The organism is Sinomicrobium pectinilyticum (assembly GCF_003725735.1).
Taxonomy (GTDB): Bacteria; Bacteroidota; Bacteroidia; order Flavobacteriales; family Flavobacteriaceae; genus Sinomicrobium; species Sinomicrobium pectinilyticum.
This window is the reverse complement of the sequence record NZ_RJTM01000109.1, coordinates 15945-31212: the sequence shown is the minus strand read 5'-3', so window position 1 is coordinate 31212 and position 15268 is coordinate 15945. Positions and strand designations below refer to the sequence as shown.

The following is a 15268-nucleotide window of genomic DNA, read 5'->3' as shown; positions in this document are numbered from 1 at the left end:
TTTTTCCGTGGCCCTTGTGGTATCCGCTACCCGAAACCGACCTCCGAAAATGAGGGCGCAAATATAAATCATATTCTTGGCATATAAACATTAAATTATTGTTTTTTAAGGAGTCCGGCGTCCGGTCCGGGGATTTTCCGGGAATGAAATTATCGTTTTTCGTGCCCAAACGGCCGCCCGGTAAATAAATTTTCCTATTTTTCCCTCTTTAGCAGTGATTTCAATATCTTTGGATGCTACTACGTGAAAAACTAACATATCTAATATGAGTAATCTGCTGGAGGTAAATGATGTCTCCAAGAAATACGGACAGTACACCGCGCTTAACCATGTTTCGCTAAAAGTGCCCGAAGGTAGTATTTTTGGTTTGCTCGGTCCCAACGGGGCGGGAAAGACCACCCTGATACGGATTGTCAACCAGATCACTTACCCGGACACCGGGACCGTTACTTTCGACGGAAAGCCCCTGCAGCCCGGACATGTAGCTCTTATAGGATACTTACCGGAAGAAAGAGGCTTGTACAAAAGCATGAAAGTAGGGGAACAGGCCCTTTACCTGGCCCAGTTAAAAGGATTGTCCAGAAAAGAAGCAAAAGAACGGCTGCACTATTGGTTCGACCGGTTAGGAATAGGGGACTGGTGGAACAAAAAGATACAGGAACTGTCCAAGGGCATGGCCCAGAAAATACAGTTCGTGGTGACGGTACTGCATAACCCCCGGTTGCTTATCTTCGATGAACCTTTCAGTGGTTTTGACCCCATCAATGCCAATATCATCAAAGACGAGATACTGCACCTGAGGGACAAAGGGGCGACCGTTATTTTTTCGACGCACCGTATGGAGTCGGTAGAAGAACTTTGCGATGATATAGCCCTTATTAATAAATCACAAAAAATACTCGACGGAAAACTGGTGGACATAAAACGGCAATACCGAAGTAATACATTTGAAGTAGGGCTGGAAACGGAGAATAAAGAAGCCCTGCGGTCCGAACTGGAAACGCGTTTTACCGTTTCCGGCGCTGTTTTTAAATCCCTGGCGGATGAGCTTAAACTCCGCATACAATTGCAAAACGGGCATTCGCCCAACGATCTTCTGCAATACCTGGTATCGAAATCAACCGTGAGCCATTTTGTCGAGGTCATCCCGAGTGTTAATGATATTTTTATACAAACCGTAAAAGACAGTGACAGTAATGGATAAACTGCCTTTGATTATAAAAAGAGAGTACCTGGCCAAAGTCCGCAACAGGTCCTTTATTGTAATGACCGTTCTCAGTCCGCTACTGGTAGTGGGAATGGCGGCACTGGTCTTTTTCCTGACCAAAGCCAATAACGAAGAGCGCAAAGTCATAGCAGTGCTCGACGAAGGAAACTTTTTCCGGGAACAGTTCAAGGATGACGCTTCCATAGCTTTTGTGCCATTCCGTGATATATCGCTGGAAACCGCCAAAGACTCCGCACAGCACGCCGCATATTACGGACTGCTGTACATTCCGGAAGGCAGGGATATTGAAAATGCAGCAGAAAACATAGAATTCTTCTGTAAGGAATCCCCCGGTCTCGGTACCCTTTCTTCTATGGAAGGAGTGATCCGTAGCCGGGTCCGGGATGTCAAACTCCGGAACTTCGGAGTGCCCGATGAGGTTTTGGGTGAAATGGGCAGGAATTATGAAATCAATGTGGAGAATTTTACCGGCGAGAAAAAACTGAGGGGCATCAATGAAATGAAAGCGGTCATAGGCGGAGCATTCGGCTACCTTATTATGATGTTCATTATTATTTACGGTGCCTTTGTCATGCGGAGCGTTATCGAAGAAAAGACCAGCAGGATCATAGAAGTGATCATTTCCTCGGTAAAACCTTTCCAGCTTATGCTGGGGAAGATCATCGGGACCTCCCTTGCGGGGATCACGCAATTTGTCATATGGATCATTTCCGCAGGTCTGCTGTTGTTTGTGCTTGCCGCTTTTCTGGGGATAAGTATGGGAGAGCTGGGAGGGTCCCGGATTCCCCCCGATGCAGCAGATGCCATGAATAATATGTCCGGGGGTATGCAGGAAAAAATGCAGCTTTATATAGCGGAATTACTCAATATATCCTGGGGTGTATTGTTGTTTTCTTTTGTCGTGTATTTTATCCTGGGATACCTTATTTACAGTTCCATATATGCCGCCATAGGGGCAGCGGTGGATAACGAAACCGATACGCAGCAGTTTATGTTCCCCGTAATATTACCGCTTATGCTGGCCATATACGTCGGTTTCTTTTCCGTATTCAATAACCCGCATGGCCCCATAGCCGTGGCATTTTCACTCTTTCCGTTAACCTCCCCCATTGTAATGCTCATGCGCCTGCCGGGAGGAATAGGTACCGGAGGGGTCCCCGTATGGCAGTTCGTCACGTCCATAGTATTGCTCGTCGTCACCTTTCTGGCTATTGTTTGGCTGGCCGCCAAGATATACCGGGTGGGAATACTGATGTATGGTAAAAAGCCCGGTTATAAAGAATTGTACAAGTGGTTGAAATATAGTTGATATCCCTAAATGAAGGAACCATGAATGAAATAATAGATTCTATAAAAGAGATTCTCGCCGTTAAAATATACTCTCCCAAGGACAGTCCGGTAGATATAACTATCGGTGTGATTGTGGCAGTTGTTATTGCCTTACTGGCTACCAATCTTGTCCTTAAACTGGTCCGTAAGTTAATAACTAGGCGATTCAATAGTGGCGATAAGAATAAGTTTTTCAGTATATTTCAGTTTGTAAAATACATTGCCTATATACTGGTCATTATATTTACGCTCGATACTTCGGGAGTGAATATCACCGTTCTGATTGCGCCTTTTGCCGCTTTAGCCGTAGGTTTGGGATTTGCCTTGCAGCAGTTGTTCCAGGATATCATGTCCGGAATACTCATTATCACCGATAAATCCCTTCATGTCGGGGATATTATCGAGGTAGACGACAAAATAGGCCGGGTGGTAAGCATTAACCTGCGAACAACAAGAGTAGAAACCCGCGGGGGCCGGGTGCTGATCGTGCCTAACCATAAATTTATGTCCGACCCGTTGTTCAACTGGACACAGAACGGAAATACCATAAGAGATGATGTGAAAGTGGGGGTGGCATACGGATCGGACGTGAAACTGGTAGAAAAACTGCTGCTGAAGTGTGTTTATGAACATCCCGGGATACTGGAATTTCCGGAACCTTTTGTACTCTTTGAGAACTTTGGGGATTCTTCGCTGGATTTCGGAGTGTACTTTTATATTCCGGATGGTTTTCCCGCGCCCAGGGTACGAAGTGAGATACGTTTTGAAATAGATAAGAAGTTTCGTGAGAATAATATTTCCATACCGTTCCCGCAGAGAGATGTGCATATTATTCCTCAGGGAGAATAAGCCGTTTGCCGGCATGCCGTGCAGGATGGATATATCGGGCACAGCAAATTCAGGCCGGATGAAAGGTTAAAGAGTTTTAAAGTTGATAAGTTCGGCGTTTTGAAGATGCTCTTTTAATGTTTTCCATGAACCTCAAACTCATCAACTCCGAACTCCATCCCGATATATATCGGGACTAAAAAACAATAAAACAGACCTATGCCCAGAATATTAGTAATAGAAGATGAAGTTGCCATACGAAGAGTACTGGTAAAAATACTTACGGAAGAAAACAAGGAATACGAAGTGGAAGAGGCGGAGGATGGTCTTGCCGGAATAGAAAAGATCAAAAAGGACGATTACGATCTGGTTCTCTGCGATATAAAAATGCCGAAGATGGACGGCGTGGAAGTGCTGGAAGCTTCGGGAAAGGTAAAACCCGATATTCCTTTTGTGATGATCTCCGGACATGGTGATCTGGATACGGCAGTACACACCATGAAACTGGGGGCCTATGATTATATCTCCAAACCTCCCGACCTGAACAGGCTTCTGAATACCGTAAGAAATGCGTTGGACAAAAAGGAACTGGTACGGGAAAACAAACAGCTCAAGAAGAAAGTCAGCAGGAACTTTGAAATGATCGGGGAGAGCGACGCTATTTCCCGGATAAAGGAGATCATAGAAAAAGTTGCCCCCACCGATGCAAGGGTACTGGTCACGGGATCTAACGGTACGGGTAAGGAATTGGTGGCGCACTGGCTCCACGAGAAAAGCGAAAGAGCTGCGGCACCTATGGTAGAGGTCAATTGTGCCGCTATTCCGTCAGAGTTGATAGAAAGCGAACTGTTCGGGCATGTAAAAGGCGCTTTTACTTCAGCGGTTAAAGACAGGGCCGGAAAATTTGAAGCGGCCAATAAAGGAACGATCTTTCTCGATGAGATAGGGGATATGAGCCTTTCCGCACAGGCCAAGGTCCTCCGCGCCTTACAGGAAAACAAAATATCCCGGGTAGGGAGCGATAAAGACATTAAAGTAGATGTACGGGTTATAGCCGCTACGAACAAAGACCTGAAAAAGGAAATAGAAAAAGGGAAATTCCGGGAAGACCTTTACCACAGGCTTGCAGTTATCATCATTCACGTCCCGGCCCTTAACGACCGGAGGGAGGATATCCCGCTGCTCGTTGAGTACTTTGCGGAAAAGGTGGCCGGTGAACAGGGGATGCAACCGAAAAAATTTTCCTCAGACGCGGTAAAACGGTTACAAGAGTACGACTGGACCGGAAACATACGTGAACTTCGCAATGTTGTGGAACGGCTTATTATTCTCGGCGGTAAGGAAGTGAGCGAAAGCGATGTGGAACTTTTTGCCAGTAAGTAAAACGTGGAATCCGGGGCTTCGGTACACCCCGGCGGAGCCGGGGCACTCAGCCACCTCCGTTTAGACCACTGGAAATCTGGAACCTGGAACCTGGAACCTGTAACTTGTAACCTGTAACCTGTAACTTGTAACTTGTACCCCGTAATATAAACAACACCAATACTACTATCAGAAAGAACGTTGAAAATGTCGGAGATACTGTTCGTTTTTCCTTTAAATTTGAAGAAAAATAAGAGAGAATGATTATAAAATGCCCATCGCCGAAAATCCGAATACCTTCTGAAAGTTATTGGGACGGTATGATAATCAGGGCATTCCTCCCGATCCCGATAATTATCGGGACCATCGGGATGACCTTTGAAAAAAACTAAATAAGAACAGATGAAAATCGTTATATCCCCTGCAAAGTCACTGGATTACGAATCCGGTTTGCCTACCAAAAAATATTCCGAACCTTCATTTTTAAAACAGGCAGAACGGCTGAATAAAATACTCAAAAAGAAATCGCCGAGAAGCCTTTCAAAACTGATGGATATATCGGCTAACCTGGCAGAACTCAACTGGAAACGAAATCAGGAGTGGAGCCTGCCGTTTTCTCCCGATAGCGCCCGTCCGGCTATCTATGCGTTTAATGGTGACGTTTATGAAGGGCTGGATTCCTATACCATTCCGGAGGATAAACTGGACGAACTGCAGGATACGCTGCGTATTCTGTCCGGACTTTACGGGGTCTTAAAACCGCTGGACCTTATACAGCCCTATCGCCTGGAAATGGGAACATCTCTTAAGGTAGGCGTTAAGAACAACCTCTATGAATTCTGGAAAGATACGATTACGAAAGCGCTGAATAAAGAACTCAAAAAAGATGAACTTTTTATAAATCTCGCCAGTAACGAATATTTTAAGGCAGTAGATATAAAGGCCCTTAAAGTCCCGGTAGTCACACCACAATTTAAAGACTGGAAAAACGACCAGTTGAAAATGATCAGTTTTTTTGCCAAAAAAGCAAGAGGGCTTATGGTGCGATATATCCTGGATACGGGAGCTGAAACCGTAGAAGACCTGAAAGGATTTAATTATGAAGGGTATTCCTTCAGTGAAGAGCATTCTGTGAAGAAGAATGAACTGGTTTTTGTGCGATAGACAAAATAAAACCGGCACGGTGAGAACAATAGAAATAAACACAGGAGATTTAGGGGAAATCTGAACGAAAACATTCTCTTATCCTTAATGATAAATAAACAGAGGAGAACATCCGGTAATGAATTCTGATATTGTAAACGCGAAAAATAATAAATCGTCCCTGTTTAAACACCGGCATCCTTTTCCGCCTTTTATTCCGGAAGGAGCTACCCGCCTTATCGTAGGTACATTGCCTCCGCCCAGGTTTTCTACCGGAATTTTAAAAGAGGGCGATGTGAATTTTTGTTACGGCAGTATAGACGGCCAGTTATGGACCATACTGGACAGAATATTTGACCTCGGCCTGAAATTCGAAACCACAGCCGAAGCGATAGAACAACGTAAAACCTTTCTGAAAGAACAAAAAATAGGCATCTGTGATATTGTGGAAAGCTGCGAACGCGAAAAAATAGATGCATCCGACCTGGGGATGCAAAATGTCAGGTATCGCGACCTTATAGGGTATCTGCAAAAACATCCTGCGGTGCATACCTTGTTGTTTACCGGGGGAAACAGTAAAAACGGTCCCGAGTATTTCTTCAGGAGGCATCTTAAAGAATACGGGATGAAACTGGAAGTGGTTTCGGATGAAGTTCCGAGAATTCACAACTTTACATTGACAACTGAAGGAAGGTGCCGGGAGATAAGGACCGTTTCCCTCACCGCACCTTCCGGTTCGGCCAACAGGGCTGTGGGGGGCATACCTTTATACAAAGAACGAAAACAACAGAACCCGGCTTTTACCACCGTCGATTTCAGGGTACTACAGTACGCAGAATTCTTTCTGGAATAGCCCGGAGCCGGCACATTTCGTATTTTAGCATAAATTTCATAAAATCCCGGAAACAAGTCATTGAAAAAGATTCTACTCATAGAAGATGATCCCGCTCTCAACAGCAATATCAAGGAGGCTTTAGTTGCAGAAGGACTTGAAGTAGATAGTGTTTTTGACGGTTTACTGGCGGAAAGAATATTGAGAAAGAACACTTTTGACTGCATTGTCCTGGATATCAATCTCCCCGGAAAGAACGGATATGAAGTGTGCAGGAGTTTCCGCGAGTACAATAGCTTTACACCCGTATTAATGCTTACGGCCTTCGGAGAGCTCGAAGATAAGGTACGGGGATACGATTGCGGGGCGGACGATTACCTTACGAAACCCTTCTACATGCGCGAATTGCTTCTCCGGCTGAACGTCTTGATGAAAAGAAGCGAGAACAGCCGGGAGGACCAAAGACAAAAAGAGGTCCTTTCGGCGTCGGACCTGGTGATTCATCCGGCATATAAAAAAGTGACCCGGCAGGGAAAGGAAATTGCCCTTACGCCCCGGGAATACCAGATATTGGTGAAATTGGTAGGGGCAGAAGGAGAAGTCATCTCCAAAAAGGAACTGATAAAAGAAATATGGGGAAGTTCTTTTGACGGTAATACCAACACCATAGAAGTGTATATCAATTTTCTCCGCAATAAGGTAGACAAGCCCTTCGGTAAGGACTCTATTAAGACCAAGGTGGGGTATGGCTATTATTTTGAGGATTAACCGGTAAAAAGATCGGCCGATTTTGACCATTCGAAAAAAAATACTGGTATACTTTACTGCCGCGGTGATCCCGCTTCTGGGGCTGTCCCTTTTTCTTATTTATACGCTCTTCTACGAATACCGGGAGGAAGAATTCCAGCAGAGCCAGAAACAGAAAATCGCGGCGACACTGCAATATCTTGCCGAAGTGCAAAAGGTAGATAACGAAATTCTTCTGTCTTATGACCGGGAGACCATAGATTCCATGTACGACGAAAAGTTGTTTATCTACAACAATAACAAAAAGAGAATATACGCCAGCCTGGACGATACCACCATACCCGATGCGGAAACCATACTGAACAGCCTTTCCCCCAATACCAGGTGGGTTGAAAAAAAGGACGGGGCTTACGATGTGATTGGCATCTATTTTGAGTCCGGCATGAAATCCTATTACGGTATCTGCAAGGCCTACGATGCCGTAGGATATTCGAAACTCGGGTTCCTGAGGAATACCCTGGTACTGATCTTTTTTGTTATTTCCCTGGTCCTTGTGCTCCTGTCCTATTATCTGTCCCGCAAGATTTCCCGGCCCCTTATGGAAATTACCCGGAAGATCACCTGTTACGATCCGGAGAAAGAAGACGATCCAATAGAGGTAAGAGGAAGGGAGAAAGAGATCGTATTGCTTACCAACAGGTTTAACCAGCTTATCCATCGTATACGGGAGGCCTTTGCATTCCAGAAGTATGCAATACACCACATCTCCCATGAACTGAAAACCCCGATCGCCGTACTGGTATCGAATTTTGAAAAGCTGGAAAAGGAAACGGACCCGGAGGTTATGCGGAAACTTATCCTTCGCCAGAAAGAAGATACCAGAAATCTCGGGGAGATCATTAATGTACTGCTGGAAATAGCCAAGACCGAATCTGCCGACAGGAACAGCGGGAAAGAGATTCGTATTGACGAACTTGTTTTTGACCTAGCAGACGAACTTAAACTGCTCTTCCCGGAACACGGGTTCCAGGTGAAGTACACGGAAATTCCGGAAGATGAGAGCCGTCTTATGGTCCTGGGAAACGAGAGATTGCTCCGTGCCGCATTTACCAATCTTATGCTCAACAGCATTCACTACGGCAGTGATAACCTTACCGGGATACATATCACGGTATTTCCCCGTAAATTAAAGCTGGATGTTGTCAACAAGGGAAAAACCATTGCCGAAGAAGAAAGGCAATACCTCTTTCAGCATTTTTTCCGTGGAGATAACAGCAGGGGAAAGCCCGGTTTCGGACTCGGACTGGTCTTTATATACAAAATAATACAACTTCACGAAGGAAGTATATCGTATACTTCCGAAAACGGTGATATGAACATATTTACCGTTACCCTTCCTTTAAGCTGAATTTTATCGGCTTTAAGCTTTTTTTAAGCTGCTTATCGGGTTCTTTACACCTCAAAAAAAGAACAGGACCATATGAGGTGTTTTATACAAGTATTTACTGTGCTGTGTTTCGGGCTTCTGCAAGCGCGGGCACAGGATACACTGGTACTCGGCCGGGAGCAGTGCGAAAGCATATTTCTGGAAAACAATCTGCAACTGCTGGCCGAAAGGTTAAAGATTGACGAGGCCGAAGCCAGGCTCCTTCAGGCCGGATTATGGCCCAATCCCACTTTTTCCGTAGATGAGGTAAACCTTTGGACGACCGGTAAAGGAACCAATAACCTGAATTATTTCGGGGAAGGGTTACCGCCGCTTTCCGGTAGCGACTGGAAAAACCAGCAGATCAACGTGGAACTGGAACAATTGGTCCGTACTGCGGGAAAAAGGAAAAAAATGATGGCATTGGAGCAGGTATCCGTGGATATGGCAGGACAGTACCTGGAGGACCTGCTGCGAAACCTCAAACGTGAGTTCAGGAATAACCTCACGGAACTGCAGTACCTGCAAATGTATAAGGAGGTATATGAAAAGGAAGCATCTTCCGTCAAACAACTTCTGACTGCCTATCAGCGACAGGTGGAGCAGGGAAATATCGGTAAAGGAGAATACATAAGGCTTAAAGCGCTGGACCTGGAGATTTCCGGTGAAATCAACCGCCTGGAACGCGAAACCAATAAAGTTCAGAAAGAGCTGAAAGTACTGATGCGGTTGCCGGTCGGGATAACCCTTGTTCTGGACGAAGAAGGTTTTGTCCCTTCCGTAGAAAAAATAAAAGAAGTGTTGCCGGAATATCTTATCGCCAGGGCATCGGATCATCAGCCCGAATTAAAACTTGCGGAACTGGAGAAAACATATGCCGATAAGTCTTATGCCTATGAAAGAGCCATGAGGGTCCCCGATGTTACTTTTAAGGCGGGGTATGACCGCGGTGGTAATTTTATGCTGGACTTCATAGGCTTCGGATTCTCCCTGGACCTGCCGGTATTTGACCGTAACCAGGGGAATATCAAAGCTGCGAAAATAGAGCAGGAGCAGGCGAGGCTGATGTTCGAGCAAAAGGAACTCGAAGTAAGGTCGGGTATAATGCTGGCCTATAACGACCTGATGGCTTCCGTATCCTTCCTCGAAAGTATTGACCCGTCTTACGGGGACGAACTGGAATCTCTCCTGGACAGCTATACCCGTAATTTCAGGGAAAGGAATATCAGTATGCTCGAATACCTGGATTTCCTGGAAACCTATCTGCAAAACCGGGACATCATCCTGGGATCGGCGAAAAATGCCCGTGAAAAACTCGAAGATCTTCAATTTGAAATAGGAAAAGACATAGACCAAATTAAAGCACAGTAAGCACATGAAACGACTAAGCCACAACGAAAACAATACTTCCGGTAAGAGAAAAATATCCACTTTATTTACCGCAGCCACGGTGTTTGTCATCCTGCCGTTTTTTCTTTCCTGTAAAGAAAAAATGCCGGAAACTTCCAAAGCGGAAAGGTATTGCCTGGATGAATCGTTCCGGGAGGATATCGTACTGGAGCCGGCCCGGCTGCAACCTGTGCAGGAACGTATAGCCCTTACCGGTATTGTACAGAGCAACCCGGACAGGGTAGTACCTTTTACCAGCCTCGTAGGCGGGGTGGTTTCGCGTACTTATTTCTCCCTGGGAGATGTGGTTTCCAAAGGGCAGGTACTGGCGGAAATACAGAGTTCGGAACTGAATAACCTGCAATCCGAAAGGAAAAGCCTGGAGGGGGAAATAGCTGTTGTGGAACGGGAATTGTCTTCTGTTAAATCCATGTATGAAGACGGAATAGCTTCCCATAAAGATTTCCTTACCGCACAGAGCGAACTGAAGACAAAACAGGCCGCCCTTGAAAATGTGACAGCCACATTGGGACTGTATGGGAGTAGTAAAGGAAAAGACGGTTTTCAGGTAAAAGCTCCAATGTCCGGTGTTATTACGGAGAAGAACATTACCTCCGGAATGCAGATATCCGCAGAAGGTAATACACTGTTTACCGTGGCCGACCTGAGCGAAGTATGGGTGATCCTGAATATTTATGCCGGTAATGTCACCAAGCTGCACGTAGGACAGGAAGTGGATATCCGGACGCTATCGTACCAGGATAAGGTCTTTAAAGGGACGATCACGTCCATATCACAGGTATTTGATAACGAAGAAAGGGTACTGAAGGCATGGGTTGTCATCCCCAATGAAAACCAGGAGCTGAAACCCGGCATGTCTGCCGATATTATAGCTCAGAAACAACAGGGGACGGAAGCGGTTACTATCCCTACCGGTTCCCTGATCTTCAATAACAACAGGAACTTCATCGTAGTGTATAAGGACGATTGCGACTTGCAGGTCCGCCAGGCTGAAATCATCAGCAAAAACGGGAATGTCGCTTATATCTCCGGGGGAGTGGAAGCAGGCGAGCAGGTGGTTACCAGGAACCAGTTACTTATTTACGAAAAGATCAAGGATGCCGGAAATAATTAAAAATACTGTTCCTTGTCCGGAACGGCAAGGCAAGCCTGTTTACCTCTGTTTTCCAATTAACAATACCTATCAGAAATGACTAAATTCGTCCAAAGCATCGTAGCATTTTCCCTGAAGAATTCTGTTGTCGTATTTTTTCTTACCACATTATTACTGGTTGCCGGGATTGTGAGTTATATGCATACGCCTATAGAGGCCTTCCCCGATGTAACCAGTACAAGGGCCCGTATTATTACCCAATGGCCCGGCCGGAGTGCCGAAGAAGTAGAAAAGTTTGTCACTCTACCTGTCATGAAGGAAATGAACACGATTCCGGGAAAGACGGAAGTGCGGTCCATATCGCTTTTCGGCCTGTCTGTGGTTACCGTGTTATTTGATGATAAAGCAGATGATTTCTTTGCACAGCAATACGCTTCCAACCGCCTTCAGGGCGTGGAGCTTCCGGATGGGGCCGAAGCCGAGATAGAACCGCCGTCCGGGGCTACCGGAGAGATATTCCGTTATGTGATAAAAAGCGACAGGCCCATAAAGGAAATTACGGCTATCCAGGACTGGGTCATTGAACGCGAACTGGTTGCTGTACCCGGTGTTGCGGACATAGTAAGTTTCGGAGGGGAAGAAAAAATATACGAAATACAGATACACCCTACGGAACTGATAAATTACGACCTGTCGCCCCTGGATGTGTTCGAGGCGGTATCCAAAAGTAACATCAATGTAGGTGGTGATATTATAGAACAGGGAAGCCAGGCTTATGTTGTACGGGGTGTGGGGCTACTGGAGAGTGTGGAAGATATAGAAAATATCCTGATAGAAGTCAAAGGGTCGACCCCAGTAACGGTAAAGCATGTAGCGGAGGTAAAAATAGCCGCAAAACCACGGTTGGGACAGGTGGGGTTGCAGGATGAAGATGACCTGGTAGAAGGGATCGTAATCATGCTCCGGGGAGAGAACCCGGGTGAGGTGATTACCAGTCTCAAGGAGAAAATAAAAGATCTCAATGAAAGAATACTGCCCAAGGATATAAAAATAGAACCTTTTATAGACAGGACCGAACTGGTTGACGTTACAGTGAACACGGTTACCAAAAACCTGATCGAGGGAATTGTACTCGTATCCCTCATTGTCTTTATATTCCTGTACAACTGGCGTATGACCTTTATTGTCGCGTCGGTAATCCCCCTGGCGTTTCTCTTTGCCATTACCATGCTTCGGATCATGGGCATGCCGGCCAACCTTATCTCTATGGGGGCACTCGATTTCGGATTGCTGCTGGAAGGGGCGCTGGTCATTGCAGAACGGGTCTTTGTAGGCCTGGAACACAAGGCAAAGGAACTGGGAATGGAACGGTTCAATAAGATTTCCAAATCGGGTATTATTAAGAAAAGTGCCAGGGAAGTAGCATCCTATATATTTTTCGCCCTGTTTATCCTTATTGTGGCGTTACTGCCTATCTTCTCTTTTCAGAAAGTGGAAGGAAAAATGTTCTCACCCCTGGCTTATACGCTTGGTTTCGCCCTGCTGGGGTCATTGATCCTGAGCCTGACCTATGTGCCGGCGATGTGTAAATTGCTCCTGACCAGGAATATAACGGAGAAAGACAATTTCATTACCAGGTTTTTCAGGGACGGACTGTACAGCTGGTACCTGTGGGCCACGCGGTATAAGAAAGTAACCATAGGTGCTTTCTGCGCATTGTTGCTGGTAACCGTATTCGGTTTTTTCAACCACGGTTCGGAATTTTTGCCGAAGCTGAATGAAGGAGCCGTGTATGTCCGTGCTACTCTGCCAAATAGTGTCAACCTGGAAGAAGCCGTAACACTGACCGGGGAAATGAAGAACAAGATACGGGAATATGAAGAGGTGAAGTTCGTACTGACGCAAACGGGCAGGCCAAACGACGGTACCGATCCTACCGGCTTTTTCAATATTGAGTTCCACATACAGCTATATCCCGAAGACGAATGGAAACGCAATATAGATAAGGCCGGGCTCGTGGAAGAACTGAGGCAGACATTACAGGCTTATCCGGGAATTGTATTCGGTTTTAGCCAGCCTATACAGGATAATGTGGAAGAATATGTGGCAGGGGTAAAAAGTTCACTGGTAGTGAAAATATTCGGGGACGACCTTTTTGAGCTGGAAGACTATGCCGATGAGGTTGCCGGAGCCCTGAAGGGAATAAGGGGTATAGAAGACCTCAATGTATACCGGAACATCGGTTTGCCCGAACTGCGTATACAGCTGCACGATCATAAGATGGCCCGGTATGCCGTAGATATGTCCGATGCACAGGCGGTGGTGGAAATGGCCATTGGAGGACAGGCGGCCACCACGTTTTATGAGAACGAAAGGATGTTTGATGTACGCCTGCGTTTTGCCAAAGATCACAGGAACACGGATGAGAAAATCGGGGAGATTCTTATCCCTACCAAAGACGGTAAGCGTGTTCCTTTAAAAGAGATCGCCACCATAGACTTCCACACCGGTCCTGCTTTTATTTACCGGGAAGGGAGCAGCAGGTATATAGGTGTAGGGTTCAGTATTGAGAACAGGGACCTCGGAAGTACCATTGCCGAAGCCCGGGAGGCGGTAAATAACAAGGTAAAGTTCCCGGAACATATAAAAACGGAGTGGGCCGGGGAGTTCGAATCCAAAGAAAGGGCTACCAAGAGATTGTATACCATAGTCCCGGTCTGTCTTGTACTCATAATCTTTCTGTTGTGGATGAACTTTGAAGGGAACCTCAAAGACACACTTATCTCATGTATCGTTATTCCGTTTGCCTTTATCGGGGGCTATCTGTCCCTTTGGGTAACCGGTACCACTTTTGGTATTTCCGCAGGGATAGGCTTTATAATTCTTTTCGGGGTGGCAACGATTGACGGTATTGTGCTGATAGGGAACATCCGGCAGCAGATGAAAATGCGAAAACCATTGAAAAAAGCAATATCCGACGCCGTATACGGCCGTATACGCCCCGTATTGATGATTGCCATGATGGGGTCCATGGGACTTTTACCAGCGGCCCTTTCCACCGGTATGGGATCGGAAATACAGAAACCGCTTGCCATAATGATCGTGGGAGGGCTCCTTGTTTGCATGATCCTTTCCATTACGGTATTACCGCAGGTATTTTATTTTGCTTACAGGGGAAAAAAGGAGGATGAAAATGAGACAGGGAGATCAGAAGGATAACTCGGGTGAGACTTGTATTGAAAGACAGTGCTTTTCAACAGGAATTTGCAGTATAATAATTTAATCGGATAATGACAGGTTTGGTTTTGTTGAACAGGGTCAGGGAAAATATTCATGTTCAGTTATTTACTTCCTTTCTGAAAATAGGTTTCTTTATGTTCGGGGGAGGTTATGCCATGATCCCTTTGCTGGAACAGGAACTGATCCGTAAAAAGGAATGGATCACGAATGATGAACTGCTGGAGATCATATCCTTTTCCCAGATGACACCCGGCACCATAGCTATTAATGCGGCAACGCATATAGGTAATATCAAGGGAAAAACCCTGGGGGGCGTAGTGGCCTCTCTGGGGATTATCGTTCCTTCCCTTCTCATCATTACTGTTTTGTACCACATCGCGGGGGGATATTTCGAAAGTGAAATCGTTCAAAAGGCTTTTACAGGTATAAGGGCCTGCCTGGTGGTCATGATATGCAGGTCTGTGTATATTCTCATCCGGTCCGGGATAAAGGGTGGTGTGCCCTTTGTGGTCTTTTTACTAGTGTTACTGGGGTTGTTTTGTGGTGTACACCCTATTCTGATCATCGTCGCCGGAGGATTCTCGGGTTTCCTGGTGTGGAAATGGTCTCGTTTAATACATAAAATTTAAA

General features: G+C 45.8%; 12 protein-coding genes. All 12 read left to right on the top strand.

The window, feature by feature from the left end; translation table 11 throughout:
• Nucleotides 1–265: 265 nt before the first annotated feature.
• The 12 genes from ED312_RS16450 (at nucleotide 266) to ED312_RS16395 (ending at nucleotide 15267) form a co-directional block, all read left to right on the top strand.
• Complete coding sequence (locus tag ED312_RS16450) at nucleotides 266–1204, top strand: ABC transporter ATP-binding protein (protein WP_206363273.1); 939 nt, start codon at nucleotides 266–268, stop codon at nucleotides 1202–1204.
• Nucleotides 1197–2537: an ABC transporter permease gene (locus tag ED312_RS16445; RefSeq protein WP_123217115.1), complete on the top strand. Its 1341-nt coding sequence runs from the start codon at nucleotides 1197–1199 to the stop codon at nucleotides 2535–2537. The genes ED312_RS16450 and ED312_RS16445 overlap by 8 nt, the downstream gene beginning before the upstream one ends.
• Nucleotides 2538–2557: 20 nt before the next feature.
• The gene (locus tag ED312_RS16440) at nucleotides 2558–3406 is read left to right on the top strand and encodes a mechanosensitive ion channel family protein (RefSeq protein ID WP_123217114.1); all 849 of its coding nucleotides are present in this window, start codon (nucleotides 2558–2560) and stop codon (nucleotides 3404–3406) included.
• 198 nt (nucleotides 3407–3604) lie between these two features.
• Nucleotides 3605–4768, top strand: a complete 1164-nt coding sequence (locus ED312_RS16435; protein ID WP_123217113.1) for a sigma-54-dependent transcriptional regulator — start codon at nucleotides 3605–3607, stop codon at nucleotides 4766–4768.
• A gap of 381 nt (nucleotides 4769–5149) precedes the next feature.
• Entirely contained in the window at nucleotides 5150–5911 is a 762-nt protein-coding gene (gene yaaA / locus ED312_RS16430) for a peroxide stress protein YaaA (protein WP_123217112.1), read from the top strand.
• A 118-nt stretch (nucleotides 5912–6029) separates the two neighbouring features.
• On the top strand, nucleotides 6030–6743 hold the full coding sequence (locus tag ED312_RS16425; protein WP_123217111.1) for a uracil-DNA glycosylase family protein: 714 nt from the start codon (nucleotides 6030–6032) through the stop codon (nucleotides 6741–6743).
• Between the two features lie 60 nt (nucleotides 6744–6803).
• Nucleotides 6804–7490 carry a response regulator transcription factor gene (locus ED312_RS16420; RefSeq protein WP_123217110.1) on the top strand — a complete coding sequence of 229 codons (687 nt, stop codon included), beginning with the start codon at nucleotides 6804–6806 and terminating at the stop codon, nucleotides 7488–7490.
• 22 nt (nucleotides 7491–7512) lie between these two features.
• Nucleotides 7513–8877, top strand: coding sequence for a sensor histidine kinase (locus ED312_RS16415; RefSeq protein ID WP_123217109.1), 1365 nt, complete (start codon nucleotides 7513–7515; stop codon nucleotides 8875–8877).
• A 72-nt stretch (nucleotides 8878–8949) separates the two neighbouring features.
• Nucleotides 8950–10266 (top strand): TolC family protein, encoded by a 1317-nt coding sequence (locus ED312_RS16410; protein ID WP_123217108.1) that lies wholly within the window; start codon nucleotides 8950–8952, stop codon nucleotides 10264–10266.
• Between the two features lie 4 nt (nucleotides 10267–10270).
• Nucleotides 10271–11419: an efflux RND transporter periplasmic adaptor subunit gene (locus tag ED312_RS16405; protein ID WP_123217107.1), complete on the top strand. Its 1149-nt coding sequence runs from the start codon at nucleotides 10271–10273 to the stop codon at nucleotides 11417–11419.
• Nucleotides 11420–11494: 75 nt separating this feature from the next.
• A complete protein-coding gene (locus ED312_RS16400) occupies nucleotides 11495–14617 on the top strand; it encodes an efflux RND transporter permease subunit (RefSeq protein WP_123217106.1) in 3123 nt (1040 codons plus the stop codon).
• Nucleotides 14618–14688: 71 nt separating this feature from the next.
• On the top strand, nucleotides 14689–15267 hold the full coding sequence (locus ED312_RS16395; RefSeq protein ID WP_123217105.1) for a chromate transporter: 579 nt from the start codon (nucleotides 14689–14691) through the stop codon (nucleotides 15265–15267).
• The last annotated feature ends 1 nt before the right edge of the window (nucleotide 15268 follow it).

What these genes read in the sequence shown, in the direction of transcription:
- yaaA (WP_123217112.1), top strand. Translation starts at nt 5,150, where the DNA reads ATGAAAATCGTTATATCCCCTGCAAAGTCACTGGATTACGAATCCGGT.
- ED312_RS16445 (WP_123217115.1), top strand. Translation starts at nt 1,197, where the DNA reads ATGGATAAACTGCCTTTGATTATAAAAAGAGAGTACCTGGCCAAAGTC.
- ED312_RS16395 (WP_123217105.1), top strand. Translation starts at nt 14,689, where the DNA reads ATGACAGGTTTGGTTTTGTTGAACAGGGTCAGGGAAAATATTCATGTT.
- ED312_RS16405 (WP_123217107.1), top strand. Translation starts at nt 10,271, where the DNA reads ATGAAACGACTAAGCCACAACGAAAACAATACTTCCGGTAAGAGAAAA.
- ED312_RS16440 (WP_123217114.1), top strand. Translation starts at nt 2,558, where the DNA reads ATGAATGAAATAATAGATTCTATAAAAGAGATTCTCGCCGTTAAAATA.
- ED312_RS16450 (WP_206363273.1), top strand. Translation starts at nt 266, where the DNA reads ATGAGTAATCTGCTGGAGGTAAATGATGTCTCCAAGAAATACGGACAG.
- ED312_RS16400 (WP_123217106.1), top strand. Translation starts at nt 11,495, where the DNA reads ATGACTAAATTCGTCCAAAGCATCGTAGCATTTTCCCTGAAGAATTCT.
- ED312_RS16435 (WP_123217113.1), top strand. Translation starts at nt 3,605, where the DNA reads ATGCCCAGAATATTAGTAATAGAAGATGAAGTTGCCATACGAAGAGTA.
- ED312_RS16410 (WP_123217108.1), top strand. Translation starts at nt 8,950, where the DNA reads ATGAGGTGTTTTATACAAGTATTTACTGTGCTGTGTTTCGGGCTTCTG.
- ED312_RS16425 (WP_123217111.1), top strand. Translation starts at nt 6,030, where the DNA reads ATGAATTCTGATATTGTAAACGCGAAAAATAATAAATCGTCCCTGTTT.